A 26,371-nucleotide genomic window follows, 5' to 3' on the forward strand; every position below is an offset into this window, starting at 1 on the left:
TTCCTACTGTACCAAATAATTCGTTCAGAGAGAAACAAAAGGTTAAGTGATTGAAGCAATTTTTTGTATAATGGGAATCAGGAGGCGATACATATGAATGAAAAAACGAGAGAGTTATTTCGAACACTGACAGAATTAAATGGAGCACCAGGGTTTGAACACGATGTTCGTCAGTTCGTTCGCGAACGCATCACACCCGTCACGGATGAAATCGTCACAGATGGACTAGGATCGATTTTCGGAAAACGAACAGGAGATGCGACAGGACCGAAAGTCATGGTTGCCGGACACATGGACGAAGTAGCCTTCATGGTGACGCAAATCACGAAGAACGGGATGTTACGGATCCAACCACTTGGTGGCTGGTGGAGTCAAGTATTGCTTGCGCAACGCTTCTCGATCTGTACGGACAACGGAGTCATTCCTGGTGTTATCGCGTCGATTCCACCACACTTATTAACAGAAGAAGTGCGAAATAAGCCGATGGCAATCAAAGATATGTTCATCGATATCGGGGCTGACTCAAAAGAAGAAGCGGAATCCTTTGGTGTACGACCAGGTATTCCTGCTGTACCATTTTTCCCGTTCACACCGATGGCGAATCCGAAGAAAATCATGGCAAAAGCGTGGGATAATCGCTATGGTGTTGGAATGGCAGTCGAGCTATTGGAAGAAACAACAGCAGCGGATCATCCGAACATTTTGTTCTCTGGTGCAACCGTTCAAGAAGAAGTCGGATTGCGCGGTGCACAAACAGCAACAGCACTCATCGATCCTGATGTAGCGTTCGTCGTCGACGCTTCGCCTGCTAATGATGCGTCAGGAGACAAAACGGAGTTCGGTCAACTCGGACAAGGACCATTGCTCCGGATTAAAGACAGCGTCATGATTCTTTCGAAAGAAATGACGGATTACGTTCTCGATACCGCAGAATCGAACAAAATTCCGTACCAATACTATGTCGGTGCTGGCGGAACTGACGGTGGTGTCATTCATCGTTCGAATAACGGGATTCCGACGACAGTCGTTGGTTTACCAGCACGCTATATCCATACCCATGCGTCGATCATGCATACAGATGATTATGACGCGGCGAAGGAATTGCTGCGAAAACTCGTCACGAATCTTGATACGACGACGCTTGCAACATTGCAAGTCAAGTAAATAACGGACGGGGATGGTCTCCTCATGAAATAGACGGCGGATGCGTAATCCGTCGTCTATTTTTGCTTAGAGGGAATGTAGCGATGTCACGATCTGTCTTGTCAGTTGAAAAAACAGTCTAGTCGGATGGAAAGGAGATTTGATATAATGATACGCGATGTTGAGAAAAGGACGTGACGAGATGTTTAAGGAAAAAGGGATTTCACTAAGCCCTAAAGTATATTTCATTACCGTATTAAGTTATATGGCTCTTGGTTTGTTTAGTTCGCTGATCATGGGATTGATTGTTCGGACGATCGGCGAAGGGTTAGTTGATCGGGGTATCGAAGCAAAGTTCCTCATTCAACTAGGAGAGCAGGCGATTGCTTTGACCGGACCAGCAATCGGTGTTGCCGTAGCGTTTGCACTTGAAGCACCGCCACTCATCTTATTCGCAGCAGTTGCGGTTGGCGCATTTGGGTACGAAGCGGGAGGTCCAGCAGGTAGCTATATTGCAACGTTACTTGCAACAGAAATCGGAAAACTCGTTTCGAAGACGACGCGACTTGATATTTTGTTGACACCGTTCGTCACGTTAGTAGCTGGATTTTTTGCTGGACGTTACGCGGGTAAGTGGATTGGAAAAGGGATGACGGATCTTGGTGAGTTGATTCGCTGGGGAACGGAACGTGAACCGCTATTCATGGGGATCTTCATCGCTACCGTCATGGGTCTTGCCTTGACGGCGCCAATATCGAGTGCCGCACTTGGGATCATGCTTGGCTTAGATGGACTCGCTGCTGGTGCAGCGACGATTGGATGTGCAGCTCAAATGATTGGTTTTGGGGTCATCAGTTACCGTGATAACGGGATTGGTGGCGTAGTTGCTCAAGGGATTGGTACATCGATGTTACAGGTCGGAAATATCATTCGAAATCCTTGGATCCTTCTACCGCCGACTGTAGCCGGTGCTATATTAGCGCCATTTGCAACTGTTCTATTGATGCTTGAGAGCAATCCAGAAGGCTCTGGTATGGGAACGAGTGGATTCGTTGGTCCGTTAATGTTATTAAAAACAATGGGATTCGAAATGGAGTATTACATAGCAGTTGCTGTTCTCTGTTTCATTGCGCCTGGTATTATCAGCTATCTCATTTATCGTGTCCTGCGACGCTTTGGTCGGATTCAAGATGGTGATTTAAAAATCGAATATTGAGTACAAAAAGCTGATTCAAAAGAATGCTTGTTTGACCGAATGGTGCACAAACAAACATTTGACTTTTGAATCAGCTTTTTTCATAAAGCGAATCCGAATGAACTCGAATAAAAGCTCGTAAAAAAGACATAAAGGTAAATCAAATAAAGTGGTGTCAGATATCGCATGCGCACGACCGGTAATTTCCGAGCGAGTCGTTTCCCGAGTGCTTCAAGTAGAATGATAAGCGCAAACCCGACGACCAAATATAAAAAGATTTCCGGTAAGCTCCGTTCGGAATCAATAAAGGAATAGCCGTAACGTAAACAACTCGTCATGCCAACGAAGCCGACGAAGCGTTCGAACGGATGTTTGATTGGTTGATCTGCCATAGTGAAGTCCTTTCTCGGTGTTTTCTAGTTGCAGTATAGCAAACCAAGCACGAAAACGCACAGTCACAATTGAATATGCTATGATGAGAACAATGACTTCTAGGGAAATCAAAGGAGGAAATCATCATGAAAACACTACAATCAAAACAAGAATTCGATACGGCAAAACAAGGAAATGCCGTCTTTTTATTCTCAGCAAACTGGTGCCCGGACTGCCGCTTCTTAGATCCGTTCATGCCGGAAATCGAGCAAACGTTTAACGGATTCGAGTTTTACTATGTCGATCGCGACGATCATATTGAAATTGCCCAGGAAATGGACATCTTCGGAATCCCGAGTTTCGTCGCGTTCCGTGATGGTGGAGAGACGGGTCGTTATGTTGGTAAAGAGCGGAAGACACCAGAACAGGTGACAGCATTTTTAGAAACGGTTTAAGAAAAAAGCGAGCGCTGACTCGCTTTTTTTCATGATAGAAAGGGTGAATTCAAATGGAACTACAACAAATCCGAAGAATGATGACGCAAACATTTGAAGAAGAGGGTTACACGACGTACTTCGATCGTGAAAAGTCCGTATTACGGATTGAGCGTAAACACGATAAGTCAGGCGTTGATGTCGGATTAAATCCGCTTGTCGCTAAAGCAAAACGAAGAGGTGTCATCGCAGTTGAAGAGACGATTGAATATATCCGTGCTGTTCTCGGTCAGACGGATCAGGTCTCACTCGTTGGGCAGGAACAAAAAATCTTCCCTGTCATTCGTGCTAAATCGTTTGCCGATACGACAAAAGAGGGGAAAACGCTTGTCAGTACACCACACACGGGTGAAACGAAAATCATGTATGCACTCGATTTAGGAGCTACTTATCGTTTGATTGATGAAGAGCTACTAGCATCTGCAGAGTGGACGGCTGAACAGTTATCAGAAGCTGCCCGTTTTAATGTGAAGTCGCTTGAAGCGCCATTTAAGCAAGATGAAGTAGCGGGTAATATCTTTTATTTCTTGAGTCTCGGTGATGGATATGAGGCGAGTCGTGTGTTGAACAAGACATTGCTAGCAGATTATGCAGCTCAAATCGAGGGAGAGTTTGCGGTCGGCATTCCGCATCAGGACGTGCTGATTTTTGCTGATATTCGTAATGATGCTGGATACGATGTCTTACAACAGCTTATGTTTGATTTCTTCTCGAATGGTCGTGTTCCGGTCACGGCGCTGCCATTCCTATACGAAGATGGTAATCTGGAACCGGTCTTCGTCCTCGCAAAAAACAAGCAGCCGAAAGAGTGAAGAATCTGATACAATAGGCATTGTGAGAAAGACGGAAGGGAGTCATGGATTGAATGAATGTGTTTTATAATAAAGAGGGCGTCGGCGACGTCTTAATGATCATTTTGGAAGACGCACCGCGTGCGGAAGTGACAGCGACTCGTGAAGGAGATGTAGCGACAATCAAACATGGTGATCGTATCGTCGGTTACAACTTGTTTGATGCTTCGAATACATTTACGATTGAGACACAAGGACCGGTTGAATTGACGGAAGAATTCGCAACGCGTATTCAAGAAGAACTTGCGAAACGAGAGATCAAATTATCACTCGAACACGTTGATTATTCTCCGAAATTCGTTGTTGGATTCGTTGCTTCTTGCGAGAAGCATCCGGATGCTGATAAATTATCGGTCTGTCAGGTAGAAGTAGATAACGGAACTTTACAAATCGTTTGTGGAGCGCCAAATGTAGCAACGGGTCAAAAAGTCGTCGTTGCTAAACCAGGCGCAGTCATGCCATCCGGTTTAATCATCCGTCCTTCAGCGCTACGCGGCGTACCTTCAAGCGGTATGCTCTGTTCAGCGCGTGAACTCGGTCTTGCCGATGCACCACAAGAAAAAGGGATTCTTGTACTCGATGATACAAAAGTAGTAGGGGAAGCATTCTCAATCGGTCGATGATTCGACCGATTTTTTAACAAGATGGAGGGGTGAACGTATGAGTAATCGTTATGAACAGTCACTAAAAGAGCAGGCTGCCCGGATTCGTCGTGAGCTTGCGGGGGAACGTGAGACGAAGCCGGTGGAGCGTCCGAAAAAAGAGGAGCGTGAAGATCGCTTCGTTTTGACGGATGTTCCTTCACCGATTTATGGATTCCAACGTCCCAAACAATCTGTACCCGAAACGGTAGAAGCTGTGGAAGAAACAAAAACCATTGGACAGGTTTTAGATACAGATGAACAGGGAATTACTGATGAGGTTACTTTGACTGATCAAGAAGTGATCGCGCCAGACGTCGTCTTAGACGAAGCGGAAGCAGATGCTGGTATTGTGCCGGTGACGGACGTTGAATTACTCGTACCGGAACCTGAAGTACATCAAGAATATGTGAGCGAAGAAGAGTTGCCAAACCTATCAGAAGCAGAAGAAACGGACGTTGCAGAGACGGCATCAGAGTCCGTAATTGAAACGCTTCTTACTAGTGAAACCGTTGAAGAATCGATTGTTCCAGCGGAGACATCAAGTGAATTGTTTACCGATGATCGAGAAATTGAGGAGCAACTACCTGAAAACGTCACGTTGATTCCAGATACACCTGTTGCCGAAGCGCAAGCTCCTGTTCAGTCGGAAGTGAAAAAGCCGGTCGGTCCGCCTGTTAACGTCGTCATGACGACGAAAGACTTGATGGCGATGTATCGCGCACGTCGAGAACAAAATAATTTACATGGTAAAAAATAAATCGGTTTGCTATAATGGTACAGGTTTTGTACCCGAGCCCGATGGTACGGACCGGAACGTGAATTGGAGGGCTTTTATATGACAAAGTATCATTTTGTTGGAATCAAAGGAACAGGGATGAGCGCGCTCGCCCAAGTACTACATGAGATGAATCATGAGGTACAAGGTTCAGACATCGAAAAGCACATTTTTACTGAAGACGCGTTACGAGCTAAGGGAATTCCATTTTTCCCGTTTAATGCGGATAACATCAAAGAAGACTATGTCATCATCCAAGGGAATGCCTTTGGAGATGATCATCCAGAAATCGCACGGGCAAATGAACTTGGTTTAACCATCCATCATTATTACGATTTCTTAGGACACTTAGCAAATGAATATCGTTCAGTCGCCATTACAGGCTCACACGGAAAAACGTCGACGACAGGTTTACTTTCGCACGTCTTAAGTGGAATCACACCAACGGCTTTCTTGATCGGAGACGGTACAGGAGCAGGTGTAGAGGATGCGAAGGCATTTGTCTTCGAGGCATGTGAATACAAACGTCACTTCTTATATTACAAGCCGGACTACGCTATCATGACGAATATCGACTTCGATCATTCGGATTATTTCACAGGAATTGATGATGTCGTTTCGGCATTCCAAGAGATGGCGATGCAGGTCAAGCAAGCAATCGTTGCTTGTGGGGATGACGAGCATCTTCAAAACATTCAAGCGAATGTACCGGTTCTCTATTATGGATTTGGAGAAAACAATGATTTCCGCGCGGAAAATGCGACGTCAACACCAGACGGTACGTCATTTGATGTCTATTTGCGTGATGATTTCTACGGCACGTTCCTTATCCCAGGATTCGGTCGTCATCATGTCTTAAATGCACTCTCTGTCATTGCGATCTGTCAGTATGAAGGATTAAGCAAAGAGGACGTAGCTGAACGCTTAGCAACGTTCGGTGGTGTGAAACGCCGTTTTAGCGAGTCGGAATTCGGTACGCAAATTCTAGTTGATGACTACGCGCATCATCCAAAGGAAATCAGTGCAACGATTGAATCGGCACGGAAGAAATACCCGGACCGTGAAGTTGTCGCGATTTTCCAACCGCATACGTACACACGCTTGAAATCATTCATGGATGATTTCGCGACATCTTTACGTGAAGCAGATGTGACATATTTATGCGAAATCTTTGGTTCGGCACGTGAGCAGGAAGGGCAAGTTCGAGTCGAAGATTTGCAGGAGAAAATTCCGCAAGCTTCAATTCTGACACGCGATAATGTTTCAGTCCTACGTCAGCACGAAAATGCTGTGCTTCTGTTCATGGGAGCGGGCGATATCCAAACGTATCAGCATCAGTATCAAAGCGTTAAATAAACAACAGATCAACAAACGTCACTCGACCGGAGTGACGTTTTTTTTGTCGTATTTTTGAATTATGATAGTAATTTAAAAAAACAGATAAGGAAAATCTAAAATAAGATTGCATCTTGAAATAAAGTTTGAAATAGTGTGTATGTGTTGAAGTTATTACAGAGAGGAAAGACACCATGGGACAGATTTTACTCATCTTATTGCTCCAGTTGATTTACGTTCCTGTTTTGACATTACGGACCATCATGCTTGTAAAAGGACGGACCGTCATTGCAGGATTATTCGGAACGGTCGAAACATTGATTTACATTTTTGCACTAGGGATTGTCTTTCAAGATTTGACGACGCTTGGCATGGTCGTCTATGCGTTGGGATTTGGTCTTGGGATACTCGTCGGTGGTTATGTCGAACGAAAACTCGCCATCGGTTACAATATGATTCAAGTGCATACGCAAGAATTTCCAGCAGAACTGATTCAAGTCATTCGGGATAATGGATTCGGTGTGACACATTACCAAGGGCAAGGGCGCGATGGTGTCCGCTATCGATTAGATGTTCTTGCAGCCCGAACACGCATGAAAGTGCTTCGTAATCTCGTCGAGGAGTATGAACCAAAAGCATTCCTCGTCGCATTCGATTCTGTCGATTTCAAAGGTGGCTACATGTTGAAAGGTCTAAAACGTCCTCGATGAAGCACTCTTCCTGAAAATGATGTTTATCCTTTGTTATTTAAGGATAAAGATGAAATAGAACGTCATTTGAAATCAGGAGAGGGGAATATCAGATGATCAGTAATCACGCAAAAACAGCTTTGAATCAACAGGTGGCAAACTATGGGGTGCTGTTCGTTAAACTCCACAATTATCACTGGTATATTAAAGGACCAGACTTCTTAACGCTTCATGTGAAGCTAGAAGAACTCTATACATGGGTGTCTGAGCAATATGATGTCGTCGCAGAGCGTCTCTTAATGAACAATGGGACACCTTCAGCGACATTAAAAGAATATTTAGAGCAAACAACACTCGAAGAAGCGAAATCTGGTTTGACGGCAGATGAGATGATTGATTCTGTCATTAAAGATTTCCAACAAGTTCGTAAAGAGATGCTCGATGCAATTGAACATCTTGAGGCGCAGGATGTAACGGTTGAAGATGATCTACTTGGTCAAGCGAAGGAAATCGAAAAACAGATTTGGATGCTTCGCGCGACATTGAAAAAATAAGATAAAGAAAACGGATGACACGGTCCTTTTATTGGACCAGCCATCCGCTTTTTCTTATTTGAGATTTTCAGGATTTAATACTTCGAGTTCTGGAAGGACGAAACGTCCGTCTTTACGGATCAAGACATCATCGAACCAAATCTCACCACCGCCGTAATCAGGACGTTGAATGTTAACGAGATCCCAGTGAACTGATGAATCATTGCCGTTGTAAGCTTCTTCGTACGCTTGACCCGGTGTGAAGTGGAAACTGCCATCAATCTTCTCATCAAACAGAATATCCTTCATCGGATGTTGAATGAATGGGTTGACACCAATCGCGAATTCACCGACGAATCGAGAACCAGCATCTGTATCAAAGACTTGATTGATCCGATCTGTATCATTCGCCGTCGCTTCGACGATTTTACCGTCTTTGAACGTCAATGTGACATTTTCGAATGTGAATCCATGATATGGTGACGGCGTGTTATACGAGATGACACCATTGACGGAATCCTTAACAGGCGCAGTAAAGACTTCACCGTCCGGAATGTTGGCATTTCCGGCACACTTGATTGCTGGGATGTCCTTGATCGAGAATGAGAGATCCGTTCCAGGTCCGACGAGGCGGACGCGATCCGTCCGGTTCATCAAGTCAACGAGTGGTTCCATCGCTTGTCCCATTTTTTCGTAATCCAGCGTACAGACATCAAAGTAGAAGTCTTCAAATGCTTCTGTCGATTGGTTAGCTAGTTGCGCCATTGATGCGGTTGGGAAGCGGAGGACGACCCATTTTGTTCCTTTGACACGATCTTGTGTATGCATCTTACCAATCGTTTGACCGTACAGCTTCATTTGTTCAGCTGGAACATCTGAGAGTTCGTTGATGTTATCACCAGCGCGTAGTCCGATGTATGCATCCATCGCTTGCATCTGTTTGCGTTCAATGTCTGCTATCAATTGGAGTTGCTCTTCTGAAGCATTTCGGTATAATTTTCGTAGGATACGATTATCCTTAAGTAAGACGAACGGATGACCGCCGGCCGCGTAGGCAGCTTCAACGAGTGCTTCGACCAGTTCTCGTTCGATGCCGAAGTTTTCAATCAAGACTTTTTCACCAGGTTCAAGGGCAACAGAATAATTAATTAAATTCGTTGCCAGTTGAGTAAGACGTGGGTCACGCATGATATTTCCCCCTTGAAATGGATTATGTAGGTTTCATTTATCATTGTAACGGAAATAAACCATTTGGAGTAGCAGGAACGACTTGCTACACGTCGAACTAACAACAAAAGACTATGCAAAAAAATTGGAGGCAAGAACCATGGAAATCACATTAGGCGGAATCGCCGGATTAGTCGCTGCGATCGCATTCGTAGTGCTCGTCATTTTCCTTGCCCGTGTACTAGGTGCTGCGAGTAAGACGCTCAACAATGTAGCCAACACGACAGCAGGACTTGAACGTCAACTAGACGGTATCATGATGGAGACGACAGCGTTGTTACATAAGACGAATCGTCTTGTCGATACGATCGAAGAAAAAACAGAATTGCTTGCACCTGTCGCAAACTCGATCGAAGAACTCGGTACGTCCTTAAACAAAGTGACAGACTCTGTCCGGACGGTATCTGATACGGTTGCTGGTGCGGCGGATACGAATAAAGATCAGATTGCACAAGCAGTCCGTTGGGGTTCAGTCGCTGTAGAATTATTCAAAAAAAATAAACCGGCAGAAACGACGGTTCAAAATCATTCGACAGCAACGACGACGGTTGAGAAAAAGCCACGTCGTCGATTCCGGAAAAAGGCAGAGGCACCGGTTACACCGGAAGTCGTCTCTGTACCGGATGTCGAAAGTATTCCAGATGAGTTGAAGGGAGATCTTAAATCATGACGAAACAACACCCATATCAAGCGCAAGACTCTTCTAAAGGAGGAGGCTTTCTTGCCGGAATCATTGTAGGTGGATTGATTGGTGCTGCAGCAGCTCTCCTTTCTAGCCCAAAATCAGGTCGTGAAATGCGTGACATGATTGACGAGCGTACAGCGCCTGCTCGTCAACGATTGACGGAACAAACACAAGTCGTTCGTGAAAAAGCAGAACCAATCGTAGGTGAGTGGATCCAGCTAGCGAAAGACAAGGCAGCACCAGTCATCGAAAAAGCAAAGAACAATTCAACGGTCCAAGAAGCGGCACAATATGCTGGCTTTGAAAAAGATCAAGCAAGTATTGACGCTGCTCTCGCAGAAGCAGAGCAACTCGTACGTGACATCGAACGTGAAATCGGAGACGAGGTTGACGGTGCGTCTGTTGCAGAAGAAATCGATACGGAGACGGTCGTTGATCTTACTGAGTTACGGGAACAGTTAGCAGAAGAACAAGATGAAGATAATGATCCACAGTCAGATGTGAATCATAAAAAATAAGATTCAATGAGGAGCTCTCGTCACGAGGGCTCTTTTTTCATGTTTTCTAAAAATATAGATATAGAAAAGTTATATGAAAAAACGTAATTTATTTTCATATTTTAAGAAATCATGCAGCTTCTTTATGTACAACACGGAAAGAGTTCGCTATAATTAGTTGCTATTACGAGCTATATGCTGATTAGGGAGTGGTAGGACATGGATCAACATGCAGAATTAAAAAGATTACGTGATGAACTCGATTTAGTGAATGCAGAATTATTGGAATTGATGAACAGACGTGGTCAAATTGCCGTCGAAATCGGAAAAGTCAAACGAGCACAAGGGCTTGATCGTTACGACCCTGTACGAGAACGCCAAATGCTTGAATCAATTGCCGCTAATAACCATGGACCTTTTGAAACAGGACGCCTTCAGCATGTATTTAAAGAAATTTTCAAAGCTTCTCTCGAATTGCAAGGAGAAGACCGGACTCGGAAATTACTTGTATCACGGAAACAAAAACCGACGAATACGATTATCCGGATTGGAGACGCCGTCATCGGAGACGGTTCACAACAGTTGATCGCTGGACCGTGTGCGGTCGAGAGCGAAGAACAAGTATTCGAAGTCGCAGAACAACTCGCGAAACATGGCGTGAAATTCATGCGCGGCGGAGCGTACAAACCACGTACATCGCCTTATGACTTCCAAGGTCTTGGACTCGAAGGTCTAAAAATGTTGAAAAAAGCAGCGGACGCGCACGGTTTACATGTCATCACTGAAATCATGACACCGAGTGCCGTTGAATCTGCTTTACCATATGTCGATATCATTCAAGTCGGTGCCCGCAACATGCAAAACTTCGACTTACTCAAAGAGGTCGGGCGTACGAATAAACCGGTTCTCTTGAAGCGAGGACTTGCTGCAACACTTGAAGAGTTCATGTACGCTGCCGAGTACATCATGGCAAGCGGAAACGATCAAGTCATCTTATGTGAGCGTGGTATTCGAACGTACGAACGCGCGACGCGGAATACGCTTGATATCTCAGCTGTTCCGATTCTGAAGCAAGAAACACATCTTCCGGTAATGGTCGATGTGACGCACTCGACAGGGCGTAAGGATTTGCTCTTACCAACAGCAAAAGCAGCATACGCGATTGGTGCTGACGCTGTCATGGTCGAAGTCCATCCTTTCCCAGCACTTGCACTGTCTGATGCGAACCAACAACTCGATTTCCAAGAATTCGATACGTTCATCGAAAACTTGACGACTACCTTTCCGGCACTAAACGTTCAATGATTTTCGAAAAAGGGTAACCTAAAGCGAATGAAAACGTTTTACAATGAAGGAAGAATGGGAAAAGAAAACTATCTTTTCCTGTCTTCCTTTCGTGTTGCCTAAAAATGAAAACGAAATGAAAACACTTGAGATGGATCATACTAAAGGAGGAATTTGTTTTGAATAGTAATATTACGATTTACGATGTCGCACGAGAGGCAGCTGTTTCGATGGCGACTGTATCGCGTGTCGTCAACGGGAACCCGAATGTCAAACCATCTACACGAAAGAAGGTCCAAGATGCGATTGAACAGCTCGGTTACCGTCCGAACGCTGTTGCACGTGGACTTGCAAGTAAAAAGACGACGACTGTCGGTGTCATCGTACCTGATATCTCGAACATCTTCTTTGCTGATTTAGCTCGCGGAATTGAAGATGTCGCGACGATGTATAAATATAACATCATTTTATGTAACTCTGACCAAAACCGTGAAAAAGAGATTCACTTGCTCAATACGCTACTTGGGAAACAAGTCGATGGAATCATCTTCATGGGTGGACGCTTACACGAGGATCTCGTACGTGAGTTCAAGACATCCCCTGTGCCGATCGTTCTTGCTGCAACGTTAAACCAGGACTACGATCTTCCTGCCGTCAATATCGATTATGAAAGTGCTGCGCATGATGCTGTCAAATCATTGATCGATCGTGGACATGAACGAATCGGATTCATCACAGGACCACTTGAACAGCAAATCAATGGCGAAAAGAAATTTGCTGGTTATCGCCGGGCACTCGAAGAAGCAAATCTTCCGTTTAATGAGCAGAATGTCGTTCTTGGAAACTATACGTATGATTCAGGAATGAAAGCGATGAATCAATTGCTCGAACTAGGAGCAGACTGCCCACGTGCGATTTTCGCTGGAACGGATGAGATGGCTCTTGGTGTCATTCATGCCTTACAAGATGCTGGACATCGTGTACCAGAAGATTTCGAAGTCATCGGACACGATAATACACGTCTTGCAACGATGATTCGTCCAAAACTGACAACAGTCGTTCAACCAATGTATGATATCGGAGCAGTTTCGATGCGTCTATTGACGAAAATCTTGAACAAAGAAGAAATCGAAACAAACGATGTCACGTTACCACACCGAATCGAACAACGGGATTCCACGCGCCCTTAATCGAAAAAACGTCTCTTCTCTCAAGCAGTTGCTTGAAAAAAGAGACGTTTTTTTATTCTGTGACCGTAATGTTTTCATCTTGGTGATGGTGGAGTTGGTCATTCTCGACATGGAGACGAACTGTCGTCTGACCGGGTGCTGTCAATGTAACGTTTCCACTGTACGCATCACCTTTGTTGATTAATGGTACATAGTTATGTTTTTCAATACCGGTTTCAATGACTTCGACTTGAACGTTAGCCTTTAATGGTTTTCCATCAAGGAATACGTGAAAGGAGACGGGAAGTGTAGCACCCGCTTTCACTTTTGTTGCACCCATATAATGAACAGAAAGACCTTCAATGGCTTCATGATCATGTCCGTGCTCATGTGAAGCTTCTTCTTTTTCATGCGAATGATCCATGACGACGAATGAGATTTTATCCATGTGATGAAGTCCTTTTTTATCATTGATATGATAGAGACCTTCGTATTCGCCTTCAGCAAGTTTGGCTTCTGCTTGATAAGAACCTGTCTTTTTCAAGCTTGCCTTGAATTTTTGGTGCGCACCGTCTTGTTTGCCAGCTTCCCAGACTTCAAATGTTACGTCTTCGAGGTTGACTGGTTTCTTCTGTTCGACAGCTGACGCCTTGAAAACAACTTTATCTTCTTCCATGGTCTTTGCTGGAACGTCGACATTGACCTCGACAGTCGGTTTTCCTGACCCTTGCATGTTTTCGTGGTCCATTGCCTGTTTTTCATTGCCGCACCCTGCGAGTACGATCCCCGTCGACAGAATGAGACCGGAATAAAGCCATGCCTTTTTCATGATGATTCCCCCAACTATTCATTTACTAAGTAAAAATTCCATATTTAGTATAGCAACAAGATGTGAACTCCGAACGAAATAAATGTGAAGATAAAAAGTCAATTAATCGGCGGAATAGGGGGAAATCGTTGTCAGTTGTTTCTTGCGCTCATCGCTGACGAATGGCCAAATCAATCGTTTGACGGTCTCCCAATTTTTCTCTTCAATTTCAGGACGTCGTGGGATGGCGGGATAGAGTGGTGACTTATCATGCCAGTGTGTTGGTGGGACTGTTTCCTGTCCACTCCAGCGTTCCTGCCATGAAACAGGAATCTCACCATGAAACGGAGCTTGTTCCGTCATAGCAGCAAACACCTGACTCCACGCGCGAGGAACGACACGATACCAGTCGTAACCGCCGCCACCGAGTGCGACGATCTTTCCATTCGTATATTTATTTGCAGCAGCGACGGCGATTTGAGGTATCTGCTCATAACTTTTCATTGTTAAGGATAGATGGGTCAGTGGATCAAGCACGTGCGCATCAGCACCATTTTGCGTGATGATGAGATCGGGTTGGAACAATTCACATGCTTCAAAGAGAGCCGTTTCATAAGCGAGTAAAAACGAATCGTCTTCTGTGAAAGCATCAAGTGGTACATTCCAGCTAAATCCATAACCTTCTTCAGAACCCCGTTCCGTTACCATGCCCGTTCCTGGAAACAAATAGCGACCCGTCTCATGGAGCGACAACGTCATGACGTCCTTTCGATTATAAAAGGCCCATTGCACACCATCCCCATGATGAGCGTCCGTATCGACATAAAGAATTTTGCAGTGATACTTTTCAATCATCGCTGCCATGGCGACGGCCGTATCATTGTAGACACAAAAACCAGAGGCACGTCCACGGAATCCGTGATGTAATCCGCCACCGATATGAAAGGTCCGTTTATATTGACCAGATAAGACGAGGTCACACGCTTCAATCGTACCACCGACAAGGAGCGAGGCACCCGCGTGCATGTTTTGAAATAAAGGAGTATCTTCTGTTCCAAGACCATACATCTGTGCCTTTAGTGGTGTTAATGCTCCGGTTCCGGCTGCTTTAACGGCAGCGATGTAGTCCTGATCATGAACGAGTGCCAGTTCTTCATCGGTCGCATGACGCGGTGCGATACAAGGTATGCCATCTAATTGATGCATCGCTTCGAGCAAGGAAACGGTTAATTCGAGACGGATTGGGTTAAACGGATGGGTTTCGGAAAATCGATAAGCCGCTTCTTCTGGACTGTAGAGATAAGCGAAATCCTTCATCTGCTCACATCCGGTCCAAGTACATCAAATCCTTCTTTGCGCAACTTCTCGATGATCCGAATCGGATTCATCGTCTGGACACGAAACGCAACGATCCGGACGTACGGATCGTCTGTTGGATAGACGAGTACATTTAAGATATTGATATTCGTTTTAGCAAGCAGTGTAGCAATCTTTGCTAACGTACCTGCCGTATTCTCGACACGAATTTCAATTTGGGAACTTGGCTCGAGTGCACCGGTTAACTGTACAAATGTTCGTAATAGATCTGTTTCCGTTACGACCCCAACGAGTCGTCGACCACGGACGATTGGTAGACAAGTCAATCGATATTCATAAAACAAGACAGCTGCATCTTCGAGAAAATCAAGTGGATGAGCCGTGATAGGGCTCTCGATCATAATGCTTGAGACCGGATACTGTAGGTCTTGTTTTGCTGTATCCGGATGAAAGATACTACTTGCGCTTTGAATTTCCTTTAATCCGACAAGACCAACAAGTTCGTGCCGCGCATTGACGACAAGAACATGACGAATTTTATGACGTTGCATGAGTTCAACCGCATGAGCGATGGAATTCGTCGGTTGCATCGTGATGCACGTCGTATTCATGATTTGTTCAATTAACATGACGATTCCTCCTCGATCTCAGTCGTACATGAAACGTCTTCTTAAGCGTAACGCATCAAAGTGAGCGACAACTTCAGGGGAGACGTGTTTTCCGATACGCGCCATCAAACAATTAGCGGGATGAGAGGCGATTTCCGGATCATCCGTCGGAAAGAAGACGAGGCCACCATGGTTCATCATCTTCTCCATGATTTTTCGGTAATCCCAGACGGATAGTCCACTCCCTTTTAAGTCCCAGTGCCAGTAATATTCAGTCGTTAAAATTAAATAATGTTCCATGGCAGGGTCGAGCATGGAGATCTCAAGTAATTTTTTTCCGATTTGCTGTCCGCGGAATCGAGAGGAGACTTCGATTGCTCCGAGTTCCAGAATGTACGGATTGTTCCCTTCACTCCATGTTTCATAAGGGTCAGGATATAAGTAAGTCACATAACCGATGATTTCCGTTCCTTGACGAGCGACGATGATGCGTCCCTCCTCGAGGTCGGCGATCTCAACGAGCGCTTGGTGTTGTTCAGCGGGTGGACGAAAAGCTGTCAACCCTGAATCGAGTGTATACGTTGCTAGTGTTTGACTCGGTACGGGACCTTCGATGTCGACAGGACCGAGTGATGTTTCATGCGTCCGATGATTGAATTGTTTTTCAAACATGTAAGCGTCACCACCTTCCTATTCATTATAGACGAAAGCGCTTGAGCAAAGAGAGGGATTTTTTAACAAATTGACGGCAAATGGATTGAACTGATGGATAACTAGCTTATAATAAAGAAGAGAACATAGAAGGGGAGGAACGAGACATGAAAGTTTTGAAAGCGCTTCCGGGGAAGCATTGGTTAGCAGAGTATGATGAGACGAACGCGTACGACTGGAAAGATGCTGAGCAGTACTTTTCGTGGGCGACAACGGGGAAAGTCAACATGGCCCATGAAGCAATCGATCGTCACGCAGAAGGCGAGCGGGCGAACAAGGATGCGCTGATTTATTTCGATGGAACGACGGAACAACGCTTCACATATGCAGATATGAAACGATTGACGAATAAAGCGGCAAACGTATTAGTGGATGCAGGGGTCAAAACGGGTGACCGGATTTTCATCTTCATGCCACGCTCACCGGAATTGTATTTTGCCTTACTTGGCGCACTGAAAGTAGGGGCAATCGTCGGTCCATTGTTTGAAGCATTCATGGAACAAGCGGTTCGCGATCGTTTGCTCGATTCTGAAGCGAAGTTACTCGTGACGACGAAGGCATTGCTCCCACGTGTTCCAGTTGGGGAACTGGGCTCACTTGAAAAGGTAGTGCTTGTCGACGAAGGCGTGGAAGAATCAGAAACACTAATCGATTTCCGCAAAGCATTTGATCAAGCATCTGATGTGTTCGAACCAGTTTGGTTAGATCGCGAAGACGGATTGATTTTGCATTATACTTCGGGATCAACAGGGAAACCCAAAGGTGTTCTCCATGTTCAGAATGCGATGATTCAGCACTTGATGACGGGGCGCTGGGTACTTGATCTACAAGAAGACGATGTCTACTGGTGCACGGCTGACCCAGGCTGGGTCACAGGAACGAGTTACGGTATCTTCGCTCCGTTCTTGAATGGGGCAACGAACATCGTCGTCGGTGGACGCTTCAATCCAGACTTCTGGTACAGTGTCATCGAGAAGTATAAAGTAACGGTTTGGTATAGCGCACCGACCGCTTTCCGCATGTTAATGGGAGCTGGCGCGGATGTTGCGAATCATCATGATCTATCAAGTCTTCGTCATGTATTATCCGTCGGAGAGCCATTGAACCCAGAAGTCATTCGTTGGGGCAAAGAAGCGTTCGATCAACGCATTCATGATACGTGGTGGATGACGGAGACAGGTGCGATGATGATTTGTAATTACAAGTCGATGGATATTAAACCGGGATCAATGGGGAAACCGATTCCAGGAACACAAGCAGCAATCGTCGATGATCAAGGAAATGAGTTACCACCATTCCGAATGGGGAATCTTGCCTTAAAAACACCATGGCCGTCGATGATGCGTCAGATCTGGAACAATCCGCAGAAATACGAATCATATTTCTTCAAAGGATGGTATGTATCAGGTGACTCTGCTTATATGGACGATGAAGGTTACTTCTGGTTCCAAGGGCGCGTTGATGACGTCATCATGACAGCTGGAGAACGAGTCGGTCCGTTCGAGGTCGAAAGTCGTCTCGTTGAACATCCAGCGGTCGCAGAAGCTGGAGTCATCGGGAAACCAGATCCGGTTCGCGGTGAAATCATCAAGGCATTCATTGCCTTACGTGATGGTTACGAGCCAACGGATGAACTAAAACAAGAAATTCAGGCATTTGTCAAAGAAGGTCTCGCTGCTCATGCGGCGCCACGAGAAATTGATTTCCGGGATAAATTGCCGAAGACACGAAGTGGTAAAATTATGCGTCGTGTTCTGAAAGCATGGGAGTTAAATCTCGAAACAGGAGATCTTTCAACGATGGAAGATTGAACGCAAAAAAGGATGGATCACCGTAACAGGTGATCCATCCTTTTTGTTAGTTTTCAGAAGTAGCGTCGTTTTTCTTTTCATCTTGCTTTTTCTGTTGCTCTTGTTGTTTCTTTGCATCTGCTTCTTTTTTCTTAGCGTCAGCTTCCGCTTTCTTCTTAGCTTCTGCCTCGGCTTTCGCTTTTGCATCGGCAGCACGTTTTGCGTCTTCCTCTGCTTTTTTCTTCGCATCTGCTTCAGCTTGTTGTTCGTTTTGTTGCGCTTCTTGTTTCTGTTCTTCCGCTCTCTTAGCTTCTTCTTCTGCTCGCTTAGCTTCTTCTTCTTTCTTTTTCTCAGCTTCTGCTTTTTTCTTCGCCTCTTCGGCTTTTTTCTTTTTATCTTCTTCTTTGAAACGACCACTGTTTTTGAAATCGTCTGCGGAAACAGAAGATGGTTGTGTGAAACGAGCACCTGATTTGAAGTAGCTGTTATTAGCACTATATGCTGCGTTCGCCATTTGTGACCACAGCGTCTGTGTGCGTTGATAATACGTCGTCGGACCGATGAGTGAATTGTTCTGGTCATGTCCAGTCCAAACGGCAAGGGTGACACCAGGTGTTGAACCAACAAGGTAAGAGTCTTTTACATCGTTCGTCGTACCTGTTTTACCTGCCCAGTCTCCAGGTACATTCAATCGGTCTTTTGCAAATGTTGCTGTACCTTTCGTAAAGACACCGCGCATCATATCAAGCGTCAAGTAAGCAGTGCGTGGTTCATAAATCCGCTTTTTCTTCGGTTTTGCTTTATAGATGTCTTTCCCGTCTTTCGTGATTTTCGAGATGACATATGGTTGAACGAATTCGCCGTAGTTCGCGAGTGTCGCGTAAGCACCAGCGAGTTCGACCGGTGTGATTTCCATCGTACCGAGTGCGGCTGAAGGGGCATAACGAATCGCATCTGGTACTTCAACTCCCATATCGACGAGTTTTTGAATCGAGTTTGACATATTCATTTTCTCGTAGATTTTAACAGCAGGTACGTTTAGTGAAAGTTCAAGTGCGGTACGAACCGTCACGTTCCCACGATAACGACCGCCTTCATTCTTGATTGGGCGATCACCTGGTTGACGTGGTACGGTTTGATAATAGTATTCTTCATCATTAACGGTTGATTCTGGAGTAATCAAACCGTTCTCAATCCCGTTTGAGTAAACGAGGATTGGTTTTGCTGTTGATCCAATTTGGCGTTTGGCTTGGAATGCCCGGTTGAAGTCATCGGCTTTTCCATCCATATAACGCCCACCGACGAATCCGAGGATACGACCCGTCTCATTTTGAACCATGACAGCTGCTGTTTCTTCGGGATCTTGTTTTGAAACGGTTTTTTTTGTTTTTGGATCCACGACTTGCTTGTACTGCATGCTGCCAGGGAAGTTACCGTTATTCTTCGCAGGTTGCTGCATGGATTCATGAATTTTCTTGTCTAGTGTCAAGTGAACTTTGTACCCACCCTGACGGAGTGCAACAAGTGCTTGATCTTGATAGTTTGCTCGAACTTCCGCTAGTTCTGACGGTTTGACTTCATCTTCTTTGATTCCATCTTGTTTCATCAAGTACTTCGTCATGATTTTTGTCGCTTCACGCTCTGCTAAGTCATAGACGTACGGGTACGTATCACGTGAACGTTTCGACTGTTTCGCAAAGTCTTTCGTGATATCGTGTTTGAGTGCTTTTTCATATTGCTCTTTTGTAATATTTTTTGCGACATACATCCGTTTTAAGACGGTCTTCATCCGATTGATACTTGGCGTCAAATCTTTCTTGACGACGCCACCTTGTAGATAAGGTGTGTAATAGTATGGGTTTTTCGGAATACCAGCGAGGAAGGCTGCTTGTGGTAATGTCAGCTTTTTCGCCGATTTATTAAAGACACCTTGAGAAGCCGCTTCAATTCCGGCAATATTACGTCCGAGTGAATTTCGACCAAATGAGACGACATTCAAATAAGCTTGAAGAATTTCATCTTTTGACATCGCGTTTTCGAGGCGTAGCGCCAAGATGATTTCTTTTGCTTTCCGTTCGAACGAGACTTCATTCGTCAAAATTTGGTTTTTGATTAATTGTTGAGTCAACGTACTTCCGCCAGTCCGTGACGCGGAATTCGTCAGTTCTTGCAAGACTGCACGTAATGTTGCTTTTGGGACAACCCCATCGTGCTGATAAAAATCAGTATCTTCAGTTGATAAGACGGCATCCAATAAATAGGGAGAGATGTTTTTAATATCAACGGGTTGACGTTCTTCATCAGTAGAGACGTTCGTCAACTTCTCGCCGCTTCCCCAATAAATCTGACTCGTCACCGCATAGCTATTGACTTGTTGCTTCATTTCCGTCAATGGAGGAGCTTTTGTGCCTTTGACAAGTGAAGCGAAGTATCCACCGGCGGCTCCGACGGAGAAGCTTCCAATGAGCAACACTGCTATGATGAGGAATAAAATGATGTTCCATGAAACATCGTATGTGATATTCGACCAGTGCCGAACGGCTTTCGTCCGGGGGTGATTCCAAAACTTGGACCAGTTCTCGCGCATAAATGATCTCCTTTGCATCTTAAACTTAGGTGTAAATTAATATTAAATCACAGATAGACGTATTATACCATAAATCCATTGCTGAATTTTGGCTTGACAGTGGATTCATCTTCGACGTATCATGAAACCATCTTATTTTCATATGATACGTTAAACAGTGATCGGAATACAGTAGTAAGTCACTCCCTGTGACAGAGACCTAGTGGTGCTGCGAACTAGGACACAGTGAACTTATGAATTACGCTTCCAGGAGTTTCTTGAGAAATCAAGCGGTCGTCCCGTTATCGACGAACCAAGTGGTCCTTTTATTTAAAGGGCAATCAGGGTGGTACCACGGAATCTTCCGTCCCTTCGTTTTATACGAAGGGGCGGTTTTTTATTGTAAAAAGTGAACTTTAGGAGGAAACATAATGACGTTATTAGAAGATTTAGAATTTCGCGGTTTAATTAACCAAATGACGGATGAAGAAGGACTTAAAACATTACTCGAGACACCGACGACGCTATACACGGGTTTCGATCCAACAGCTGATTCGTTGCATATCGGACACTTGTTGCCAATCTTAGTTTTAAAACGATTCCAACAAGCAGGTCACCATGTCGTAGGTCTCGTTGGTGGGGCGACGGGAATGATTGGAGACCCAAGTGGTCGCGCAACGGAACGTTCTTTAAATACATCGGATATCGTTGAAGAGTTCGCGAACCGGATTAAAGGTCAATTATCGCGCTTCTTACCACTTGAAGGAGAAAACCCGGTCACGATCGCGAATAACCTGGACTGGACGAAAGATTTGACGATCATCGATTTCTTACGCGATATCGGAAAACACTTCCCGGTCAGCTACATGCTTGCGAAGGACTCTGTTGATTCACGACTTCAAAACGGGATCTCGTTCACAGAGTTCTCATACATGTTACTTCAATCGTTTGACTTCTTGAAACTCTATGAAGATCAAGGATGCCGTCTCCAAGTCGGAGGTAGTGATCAGTGGGGAAACATCACAGCGGGGATGGAGCTGATCCGTCGCGTTGGTCACGAAGAAAAAGCATTCGGTTTGACGGTGCCGCTCGTTACAAAAGCAGACGGTCAGAAATTTGGTAAGACAGCTGGCGGTGCAGTTTGGTTAGATGCTGACAAAACGTCACCGTACGAGTTCTACCAGTTCTGGTTCAACGTCGACGATCTCGACGTCATCAAATTCTTGAAATACTTCACGTTCTTGACGCACGAAGAGCTTGATGCACTCGCAGAGGAAGTCAAAGCGGCACCAGAGAAGCGCGTTGCACAACGTCGTCTCGCTGAAGAGATGACAGTTCTCGTCCACGGTGAAGAAGGTCTGACACAAGCACAACGTATCACGACTGCACTCTTTAGTGGAGATATCAAATCCCTGCAAGTCGAAGATATCGAAGATGCGTTCAAAGGAATGCCACGCTTTACGCTTGGTGAATCGAAGAACCTCGTCGACGTTCTCGTTGAGGCGAAAATCAGTCCGTCAAAACGTCAAGCACGTGAAGATGTGACGAACGGTGCAATTTACCTAAACGGAGAGCGCGAGCAAGACTTAACGAAAGAAATCACTGAAGCAGATGCAATCGGTCGCTTTACGATCGTACGTCGCGGAAAGAAAAAATACTTCGTCGTCGAGCATGCTTGATGATATACGAAACGCTCCCTGTTTTATGTACAGGGAGCGTTTTTTTTAAGCTGTCCGGAATAAGCGGAGTGGCAATAAACGAACGGCGATCGTCGTAGCGACGACTGCTTTGATCGTATCCCATAGGACGAAGGGGTAGTTGATCGCAAAAGCGTCTTTAAACGACAAATCGAGAACAGCCATCAGACCAAATGTTCCAAGTAGATAAACTAAACCGAGTCCAAAGACGATCATCCCGATGAATAAGGGGACGAAGCGACGCGTTTTTTCAGCGACGAGTCCGATGAAGAATCCGGCAATCGGAAAGGCAATCAAATAACCGGCAGTTGGTCCGACGAACGGAGCAAGTCCACCTTTTCCTCCAAGAACGGGTAGACCAGCTGCTGCAAGCAATAGGAAGATCAAGACAGCGAGTCCGCCACGTTTTCCACCGAGGATCGCACTGACCGTCATGATGGCGAGCATCTGGAGTGTGATCGGAACAGCACCGACGAGTTGGATTTGTGGCATAGAACTGACGGCTGCAATGATGGCAGCGCCTAAGGCGATGAACGTTAAATCTCTTGTTTTCATGAATGAAGTCCTCTTTTCTATTTGTGTTAACTATGTATAATTAAAGGTTAACACAAATGAATAAATGACGTCACTCTTTTTTTAAGACCAGGTATACATTTTTATGATAAGCACAAAAAAAGCACCCACCGAAGTGAGTGCTGGAACAATCGATTAACGTGAGTAGTACTCGACGACGAGTTGTTCTTGGATTTGATCGTTCAATTCAGAACGCTCAGGAAGACGGACGAATGTTCCTTCGAGCTTCTCAGCATCGAAAGTAACGAAGTCTTTAGTTGCTGGAGCAACTTCGAGTGCTTCTTTGATAACGACAAAGTTCTTCGATTTTTCGCGAACTGAGATCGTTTGACCTGGTTTCACGCGGAATGATGGGATATCAACGCGTTGTCCATCAACTTGGATGTGACCGTGGTTGACGAGCTGACGAGCAGCACGACGTGTACGAGCCATACCCATACGGTAAACGACGTTATCAAGACGTGCTTCGAGTAAGAACATGAAGTTCTCACCGTGGATACCAGGCATTTTGCCAGCATCGTTGAAGATACGGTTGAATTGGCGTTCGTTTACTCCATACATGTGACGAAGTGTTTGCTTCGCTTGAAGTTGAAGACCGTACTCAGATACTTTACGACGGCTGTTACCGTGTTGACCTGGTGCGTAAGGGCGTTTTGCGATTTCTTTTCCTGTTTCAGTAAGTGAGATACCGAGACGACGTGAGAGTTTCCAAGCTGGACCTGTATAGCGAGCCATAATAAGACTCCTCCTTATTGTTCGTTATTATTTGCATAAAAATAATAACGCCATCAAACCCACATTACGCCCATTTCATGATGTGGCACCCTCGCTTGATAGCAAAGTTACACGATGCCCCTCCGGTTATTCACCGAGTCATGAAATGTGATACGTAAGCGATTTGACCGCTATCGTTATCATTTCTGCACTTTTACAAGTATACGGTGTGGACAATCGACTGTCAATCAGAATTACAGATGACGAAGCAGTGTCGTACAGAAAGCTTCTAAACCAGCTTGATCGACTTCATCGAAACGGTTGAATTCTGGGCTGTCGATATCAAGTACGCCGATCGTTTGACCGTCTTTGACGAGTGGAATGACGATTTCTGAATTCGAAGCCGCGTCACACGCGATATGACCTGGGAACTGATGGACGTCTTCAATGCGTTGTATCGTTTGTTCGGCTGCTGACGTTCCACAGACACCACGACCGAATGGAATACGAACACATGCTGGAAGTCCTTGGAACGGTCCGAGGACGAGTTGGTTTTGTTCTGTATCTGTCAAATAGAAGCCGACCCAGTTGATGCGGTCGAGGAACTGATTCAGTAACGCACTCGCATTCGACAAGTTTGCGACTTGATTCTCTTCTCCCATTAATAACGCATCAAGTTGTTTTGAAAGCATGTCATATTGTTTCGTCCGGTCACCTTCATATGTCTTTGTTTCGAACATAATAAATTCCTCCCGTGAAAAGCGTATTTTTTTTAGTTTAACGAGTTTTCGTACGGCTGACAAACAATTGATTTTTGGGGAAAGGATTCAAAAGAGCGGAAGAAATCAGGAAAAGCCCTTGTAAATCTATGCAAAACGGTTGCGCTATACTATTATAAGGATAAGATTATTGCGATTTAGAGAAAATCTAAAGTCGTACGACAGAGTGGAGGTCGTGACAAATGTGGGCATGGGTGATCGGAGTCATCGTCATCGTATTACTCGTCATGCTATTTAGCATGATCAGTCGAAAAAAATACTACACGAAAATCGATGAACTTGATATGCGAAAACAAGGCATCGTCAGTGCATCGATTCCAAAGGAGTTGCAGGACTTAAAGCAACTTCCGATGGCGGGTGAGACGGAGACGAAGTTCAGCTCCTGGCATCAAGCGTGGGAAGAGTTACTAACAGTCCACGTCGCCCAAATCGATGAGACACTTTACCGTGCGGAAGAAGCGCTCGATAAATATCGGTTCATCGCCGTCAAGAATGACCTCGAAGTAACGGAACAATTAATTGCGGAACTTGAAGGATTGATTGATGAGATGCTCGTCGAGATGTCGACGTTCAAAACGAATCAATCGGTTTTAGCAGAACTGAAAGCGCAAGGTGAGGCTGATTCAGGACAAGTTCGGAAATCATTACTGATTCAAGCGAATTCGTTCGGACCGGCGCTCGCGCGTCTAGAAGAACGAAGTGAACAAATCGATGCGCATTGGAATGAGATGTGCCAGTACGAAGCCTCAGGCGAAGTGACGAAGGCGTATGAAACAAGCTTGTTGCTTGAACAAGAAGTAGCAACGACACGTCAACTTGTCGAACTCGTACCGAAACAATGGAAGATTCTCGCTCATGAATTGCGTCAACGGATTGATCAGCTTGGAGCGGGTTATAAGGAAATGTCGTTAGATGGGTATCCACTTGAACCACTCGGTCTACAATCTGAGATCAAACGGTTCGAGGAACAGCGCTTGAGTCTTTCTGAAAAAATCGAGAGACTTGAAGTCGACGGTTTAGAAGAGGCGATTCAACAGTTGTCAGCCGACGTTGATCAAATGTACGATACGTTCCGTCGTGAAGTTGATGCGCGCCACCAAGTGAAAAAAGAAAACCAATCCTTGAAACAAAAAGCATTACGGATGCGTGAACGGATTCGTCAGTTAGCACAAGAGTTCAGTATTTTACGTGAAAAGTATGAAATCTCAGCAGATCTTGGAATTCATTATGAAACAATTCAGCGTGACGAAGAGCTATTATTCGAAGCAGCAAAAGATCTCGATGAGTCGATTGCTGGAAAAATCATTCCGTTCAGTATGCTCGAAGATCAAATGCGCGATGCGATTCGACTCGAAGAACAGTTGATGATTCAATACGAACGCTTTACGGTCGAGCTTCAAGCGCTTCGAAAAGAAGAGACAGAAGTTCGCGAACGAATCGTCGCGTGGCGCCATCAGCTCTCACAAACACGTCTTCGTCTGAAACGACTTGGATTACCGAACTTACCAACGGAAGTCGAAGAAGCACTACGGAATGCGAACCGTTCGCTACAGACGCTTGAGACGCGGCTCGAAGAGTTGCCGTTTAATGTCCGATCGATCGTTGCACAAAGCCAGGACGTCCAAGAAACGTTTAAACATGTGCAAGAACGGTTAGATACATTAGTGTTCGAAGTCACGTATGCAGAACGACTCGTCCAGTATGCGAACCGATACCGTCGCCACGACAACGAGATACATATGTCGCTGACGATCGCGGAAACGAAGTTCTTAGCGGGAGACTATGAACGAACGATTGTCTTAGCGGAACGTGTCCTAAATGAATACGATCCGGACGCGATCGAGCGCATTAAACGGTCGTGTGCACCAGAGGAAACACTGCACGTTTAAATCAGGATCGACAATTCAGGGTGACC

Annotated in this window: 26 protein-coding genes and 1 other annotated feature; of the genes, 16 read left to right on the forward strand and 10 right to left on the reverse strand. The window is 45.2% G+C overall.

The genetic code is table 11. The features are described from left to right. Positions 1-93 precede the first annotated feature (93 nt). Together ACV3PA_RS06560 and ACV3PA_RS06565 are read left to right on the forward strand one after the other, a co-directional pair. Positions 94-1,164 (forward strand): M42 family metallopeptidase, encoded by a 1,071-nt coding sequence (locus ACV3PA_RS06560; protein ID WP_053454072.1) that lies wholly within the window; start codon positions 94-96, stop codon positions 1,162-1,164. A 181-nt stretch (positions 1,165-1,345) separates the two neighbouring features. Then, the gene (locus tag ACV3PA_RS06565) at positions 1,346-2,359 is read left to right on the forward strand and encodes a PTS sugar transporter subunit IIC (protein ID WP_053454071.1); all 1,014 of its coding nucleotides are present in this window, start codon (positions 1,346-1,348) and stop codon (positions 2,357-2,359) included. A gap of 80 nt (positions 2,360-2,439) precedes the next feature. Here ACV3PA_RS06565 and ACV3PA_RS06570 read toward each other — a convergent pair whose 3' ends face one another. After that, positions 2,440-2,730 (reverse strand): hypothetical protein, encoded by a 291-nt coding sequence (locus tag ACV3PA_RS06570; RefSeq protein ID WP_053454070.1) that lies wholly within the window; start codon positions 2,728-2,730, stop codon positions 2,440-2,442. Positions 2,731-2,856: 126 nt separating this feature from the next. Here ACV3PA_RS06570 and ACV3PA_RS06575 point away from each other — a divergent pair, with 126 nt between their 5' ends. The 7 genes from ACV3PA_RS06575 to ACV3PA_RS06605 all read left to right on the forward strand — a co-directional run bounded on the left by ACV3PA_RS06575 (position 2,857) and on the right by ACV3PA_RS06605 (position 8,052). Beyond that, a complete protein-coding gene (locus tag ACV3PA_RS06575; protein ID WP_053454069.1) occupies positions 2,857-3,165 on the forward strand; it encodes a thioredoxin family protein in 309 nt (102 codons plus the stop codon). A 53-nt stretch (positions 3,166-3,218) separates the two neighbouring features. Further along, positions 3,219-4,016: a DUF1444 domain-containing protein gene (locus ACV3PA_RS06580; protein WP_053454068.1), complete on the forward strand. Its 798-nt coding sequence runs from the start codon at positions 3,219-3,221 to the stop codon at positions 4,014-4,016. A gap of 53 nt (positions 4,017-4,069) precedes the next feature. After that, positions 4,070-4,678, forward strand: coding sequence for a YtpR family tRNA-binding protein (gene ytpR, locus ACV3PA_RS06585; protein WP_053454067.1), 609 nt, complete (start codon positions 4,070-4,072; stop codon positions 4,676-4,678). A gap of 37 nt (positions 4,679-4,715) precedes the next feature. Next, positions 4,716-5,456: a hypothetical protein gene (locus tag ACV3PA_RS06590; protein ID WP_456125856.1), complete on the forward strand. Its 741-nt coding sequence runs from the start codon at positions 4,716-4,718 to the stop codon at positions 5,454-5,456. 78 nt (positions 5,457-5,534) lie between these two features. Beyond that, a complete protein-coding gene (murC, locus tag ACV3PA_RS06595) occupies positions 5,535-6,830 on the forward strand; it encodes a UDP-N-acetylmuramate--L-alanine ligase (protein ID WP_053454065.1) in 1,296 nt (431 codons plus the stop codon). 173 nt (positions 6,831-7,003) lie between these two features. Continuing rightward, the gene (locus tag ACV3PA_RS06600; RefSeq protein WP_023469074.1) at positions 7,004-7,519 is read left to right on the forward strand and encodes a DUF2179 domain-containing protein; all 516 of its coding nucleotides are present in this window, start codon (positions 7,004-7,006) and stop codon (positions 7,517-7,519) included. 92 nt (positions 7,520-7,611) lie between these two features. Next, complete coding sequence (locus ACV3PA_RS06605; RefSeq protein WP_053454063.1) at positions 7,612-8,052, forward strand: Dps family protein; 441 nt, start codon at positions 7,612-7,614, stop codon at positions 8,050-8,052. A gap of 54 nt (positions 8,053-8,106) precedes the next feature. On the opposite strand, the gene ACV3PA_RS06610 is transcribed toward ACV3PA_RS06605, so the two are convergent. Further along, complete coding sequence (locus tag ACV3PA_RS06610; protein WP_456125857.1) at positions 8,107-9,219, reverse strand: aminopeptidase; 1,113 nt, start codon at positions 9,217-9,219, stop codon at positions 8,107-8,109. 139 nt (positions 9,220-9,358) lie between these two features. Here ACV3PA_RS06610 and ACV3PA_RS06615 point away from each other — a divergent pair, with 139 nt between their 5' ends. The 4 genes from ACV3PA_RS06615 (at position 9,359) to ccpA (ending at position 12,914) form a co-directional block, all read left to right on the forward strand. Continuing rightward, positions 9,359-9,928, forward strand: a complete 570-nt coding sequence (locus ACV3PA_RS06615) for a DUF948 domain-containing protein (protein WP_053454061.1) — start codon at positions 9,359-9,361, stop codon at positions 9,926-9,928. Further along, positions 9,925-10,461: a YtxH domain-containing protein gene (locus ACV3PA_RS06620; RefSeq protein ID WP_053454060.1), complete on the forward strand. Its 537-nt coding sequence runs from the start codon at positions 9,925-9,927 to the stop codon at positions 10,459-10,461. Before ACV3PA_RS06615 ends, ACV3PA_RS06620 begins: the two co-directional genes overlap by 4 nt. Before the next feature lie 198 nt (positions 10,462-10,659). Then, a complete protein-coding gene (locus ACV3PA_RS06625) occupies positions 10,660-11,745 on the forward strand; it encodes a bifunctional 3-deoxy-7-phosphoheptulonate synthase/chorismate mutase (RefSeq protein ID WP_053454059.1) in 1,086 nt (361 codons plus the stop codon). A gap of 158 nt (positions 11,746-11,903) precedes the next feature. Further along, positions 11,904-12,914 carry a catabolite control protein A gene (gene ccpA, locus ACV3PA_RS06630; RefSeq protein WP_082318570.1) on the forward strand — a complete coding sequence of 337 codons (1,011 nt, stop codon included), beginning with the start codon at positions 11,904-11,906 and terminating at the stop codon, positions 12,912-12,914. 52 nt (positions 12,915-12,966) lie between these two features. Here the strand turns inward: ccpA and ACV3PA_RS06635 are convergent, their stop codons facing one another. The 4 genes from ACV3PA_RS06635 to ACV3PA_RS06650 all read right to left on the reverse strand — a co-directional run bounded on the left by ACV3PA_RS06635 (position 12,967) and on the right by ACV3PA_RS06650 (position 16,298). Then, positions 12,967-13,722, reverse strand: coding sequence for a FixH family protein (locus ACV3PA_RS06635; RefSeq protein WP_152910983.1), 756 nt, complete (start codon positions 13,720-13,722; stop codon positions 12,967-12,969). Positions 13,723-13,824: 102 nt separating this feature from the next. Next, on the reverse strand, positions 13,825-15,018 hold the full coding sequence (locus ACV3PA_RS06640) for an acetoin utilization protein AcuC (protein ID WP_053454057.1): 1,194 nt from the start codon (positions 15,016-15,018) through the stop codon (positions 13,825-13,827). Then, the gene (locus ACV3PA_RS06645; protein WP_053454056.1) at positions 15,015-15,647 is read right to left on the reverse strand and encodes an acetoin utilization AcuB family protein; all 633 of its coding nucleotides are present in this window, start codon (positions 15,645-15,647) and stop codon (positions 15,015-15,017) included. Before ACV3PA_RS06645 ends, ACV3PA_RS06640 begins: the two co-directional genes overlap by 4 nt. Positions 15,648-15,665: 18 nt before the next feature. Then, complete coding sequence (locus ACV3PA_RS06650; RefSeq protein ID WP_023469064.1) at positions 15,666-16,298, reverse strand: GNAT family N-acetyltransferase; 633 nt, start codon at positions 16,296-16,298, stop codon at positions 15,666-15,668. Between the two features lie 146 nt (positions 16,299-16,444). Here ACV3PA_RS06650 and acsA point away from each other — a divergent pair, with 146 nt between their 5' ends. Further along, positions 16,445-18,148 (forward strand): acetate--CoA ligase, encoded by a 1,704-nt coding sequence (gene acsA / locus ACV3PA_RS06655; protein ID WP_456125858.1) that lies wholly within the window; start codon positions 16,445-16,447, stop codon positions 18,146-18,148. A 46-nt stretch (positions 18,149-18,194) separates the two neighbouring features. Here the strand turns inward: acsA and ACV3PA_RS06660 are convergent, their stop codons facing one another. Continuing rightward, positions 18,195-20,714: a transglycosylase domain-containing protein gene (locus tag ACV3PA_RS06660; RefSeq protein ID WP_456125859.1), complete on the reverse strand. Its 2,520-nt coding sequence runs from the start codon at positions 20,712-20,714 to the stop codon at positions 18,195-18,197. Between the two features lie 148 nt (positions 20,715-20,862). Then, positions 20,863-21,068, forward strand: a binding site (T-box leader). A gap of 53 nt (positions 21,069-21,121) precedes the next feature. Between ACV3PA_RS06660 and tyrS the strand changes: the two genes are divergently transcribed. Further along, on the forward strand, positions 21,122-22,372 hold the full coding sequence (tyrS, locus tag ACV3PA_RS06665) for a tyrosine--tRNA ligase (protein ID WP_326933888.1): 1,251 nt from the start codon (positions 21,122-21,124) through the stop codon (positions 22,370-22,372). Positions 22,373-22,417: 45 nt separating this feature from the next. Here tyrS and ACV3PA_RS06670 read toward each other — a convergent pair whose 3' ends face one another. From ACV3PA_RS06670 to ACV3PA_RS06680, 3 genes are all read right to left on the reverse strand, one after another. Continuing rightward, positions 22,418-22,945: a biotin transporter BioY gene (locus ACV3PA_RS06670; protein ID WP_456125860.1), complete on the reverse strand. Its 528-nt coding sequence runs from the start codon at positions 22,943-22,945 to the stop codon at positions 22,418-22,420. Between the two features lie 153 nt (positions 22,946-23,098). Then, positions 23,099-23,698, reverse strand: coding sequence for a 30S ribosomal protein S4 (gene rpsD, locus ACV3PA_RS06675; RefSeq protein ID WP_023469059.1), 600 nt, complete (start codon positions 23,696-23,698; stop codon positions 23,099-23,101). A gap of 233 nt (positions 23,699-23,931) precedes the next feature. After that, the gene (locus ACV3PA_RS06680; protein WP_456125861.1) at positions 23,932-24,417 is read right to left on the reverse strand and encodes a GAF domain-containing protein; all 486 of its coding nucleotides are present in this window, start codon (positions 24,415-24,417) and stop codon (positions 23,932-23,934) included. Positions 24,418-24,638: 221 nt separating this feature from the next. Here ACV3PA_RS06680 and ezrA point away from each other — a divergent pair, with 221 nt between their 5' ends. Further along, positions 24,639-26,345 carry a septation ring formation regulator EzrA gene (gene ezrA, locus ACV3PA_RS06685; protein ID WP_053454050.1) on the forward strand — a complete coding sequence of 569 codons (1,707 nt, stop codon included), beginning with the start codon at positions 24,639-24,641 and terminating at the stop codon, positions 26,343-26,345. Positions 26,346-26,371: the final 26 nt, after the last annotated feature.

It is taken from the genome of Exiguobacterium sp. EA-TM-5 (assembly GCF_053878415.1).

What these genes read in the sequence shown, in the direction of transcription:
- ACV3PA_RS06560 (WP_053454072.1), top strand. Translation starts at nt 94, where the DNA reads ATGAATGAAAAAACGAGAGAGTTATTTCGAACACTGACAGAATTAAAT.
- ACV3PA_RS06565 (WP_053454071.1), top strand. Translation starts at nt 1,346, where the DNA reads ATGTTTAAGGAAAAAGGGATTTCACTAAGCCCTAAAGTATATTTCATT.
- ACV3PA_RS06570 (WP_053454070.1), bottom strand. Translation starts at nt 2,730, where the DNA reads ATGGCAGATCAACCAATCAAACATCCGTTCGAACGCTTCGTCGGCTTC.
- ACV3PA_RS06575 (WP_053454069.1), top strand. Translation starts at nt 2,857, where the DNA reads ATGAAAACACTACAATCAAAACAAGAATTCGATACGGCAAAACAAGGA.
- ACV3PA_RS06580 (WP_053454068.1), top strand. Translation starts at nt 3,219, where the DNA reads ATGGAACTACAACAAATCCGAAGAATGATGACGCAAACATTTGAAGAA.
- ytpR (WP_053454067.1), top strand. Translation starts at nt 4,070, where the DNA reads ATGAATGTGTTTTATAATAAAGAGGGCGTCGGCGACGTCTTAATGATC.
- ACV3PA_RS06590 (WP_456125856.1), top strand. Translation starts at nt 4,716, where the DNA reads ATGAGTAATCGTTATGAACAGTCACTAAAAGAGCAGGCTGCCCGGATT.
- murC (WP_053454065.1), top strand. Translation starts at nt 5,535, where the DNA reads ATGACAAAGTATCATTTTGTTGGAATCAAAGGAACAGGGATGAGCGCG.
- ACV3PA_RS06600 (WP_023469074.1), top strand. Translation starts at nt 7,004, where the DNA reads ATGGGACAGATTTTACTCATCTTATTGCTCCAGTTGATTTACGTTCCT.
- ACV3PA_RS06605 (WP_053454063.1), top strand. Translation starts at nt 7,612, where the DNA reads ATGATCAGTAATCACGCAAAAACAGCTTTGAATCAACAGGTGGCAAAC.
- ACV3PA_RS06610 (WP_456125857.1), bottom strand. Translation starts at nt 9,219, where the DNA reads ATGCGTGACCCACGTCTTACTCAACTGGCAACGAATTTAATTAATTAT.
- ACV3PA_RS06615 (WP_053454061.1), top strand. Translation starts at nt 9,359, where the DNA reads ATGGAAATCACATTAGGCGGAATCGCCGGATTAGTCGCTGCGATCGCA.
- ACV3PA_RS06620 (WP_053454060.1), top strand. Translation starts at nt 9,925, where the DNA reads ATGACGAAACAACACCCATATCAAGCGCAAGACTCTTCTAAAGGAGGA.
- ACV3PA_RS06625 (WP_053454059.1), top strand. Translation starts at nt 10,660, where the DNA reads ATGGATCAACATGCAGAATTAAAAAGATTACGTGATGAACTCGATTTA.
- ACV3PA_RS06635 (WP_152910983.1), bottom strand. Translation starts at nt 13,722, where the DNA reads ATGAAAAAGGCATGGCTTTATTCCGGTCTCATTCTGTCGACGGGGATC.
- ACV3PA_RS06640 (WP_053454057.1), bottom strand. Translation starts at nt 15,018, where the DNA reads ATGAAGGATTTCGCTTATCTCTACAGTCCAGAAGAAGCGGCTTATCGA.
- ACV3PA_RS06645 (WP_053454056.1), bottom strand. Translation starts at nt 15,647, where the DNA reads ATGTTAATTGAACAAATCATGAATACGACGTGCATCACGATGCAACCG.
- ACV3PA_RS06650 (WP_023469064.1), bottom strand. Translation starts at nt 16,298, where the DNA reads ATGTTTGAAAAACAATTCAATCATCGGACGCATGAAACATCACTCGGT.
- acsA (WP_456125858.1), top strand. Translation starts at nt 16,445, where the DNA reads ATGAAAGTTTTGAAAGCGCTTCCGGGGAAGCATTGGTTAGCAGAGTAT.
- ACV3PA_RS06660 (WP_456125859.1), bottom strand. Translation starts at nt 20,714, where the DNA reads ATGCGCGAGAACTGGTCCAAGTTTTGGAATCACCCCCGGACGAAAGCC.
- ACV3PA_RS06670 (WP_456125860.1), bottom strand. Translation starts at nt 22,945, where the DNA reads ATGAAAACAAGAGATTTAACGTTCATCGCCTTAGGCGCTGCCATCATT.
- rpsD (WP_023469059.1), bottom strand. Translation starts at nt 23,698, where the DNA reads ATGGCTCGCTATACAGGTCCAGCTTGGAAACTCTCACGTCGTCTCGGT.
- ACV3PA_RS06680 (WP_456125861.1), bottom strand. Translation starts at nt 24,417, where the DNA reads ATGTTCGAAACAAAGACATATGAAGGTGACCGGACGAAACAATATGAC.
- ezrA (WP_053454050.1), top strand. Translation starts at nt 24,639, where the DNA reads ATGTGGGCATGGGTGATCGGAGTCATCGTCATCGTATTACTCGTCATG.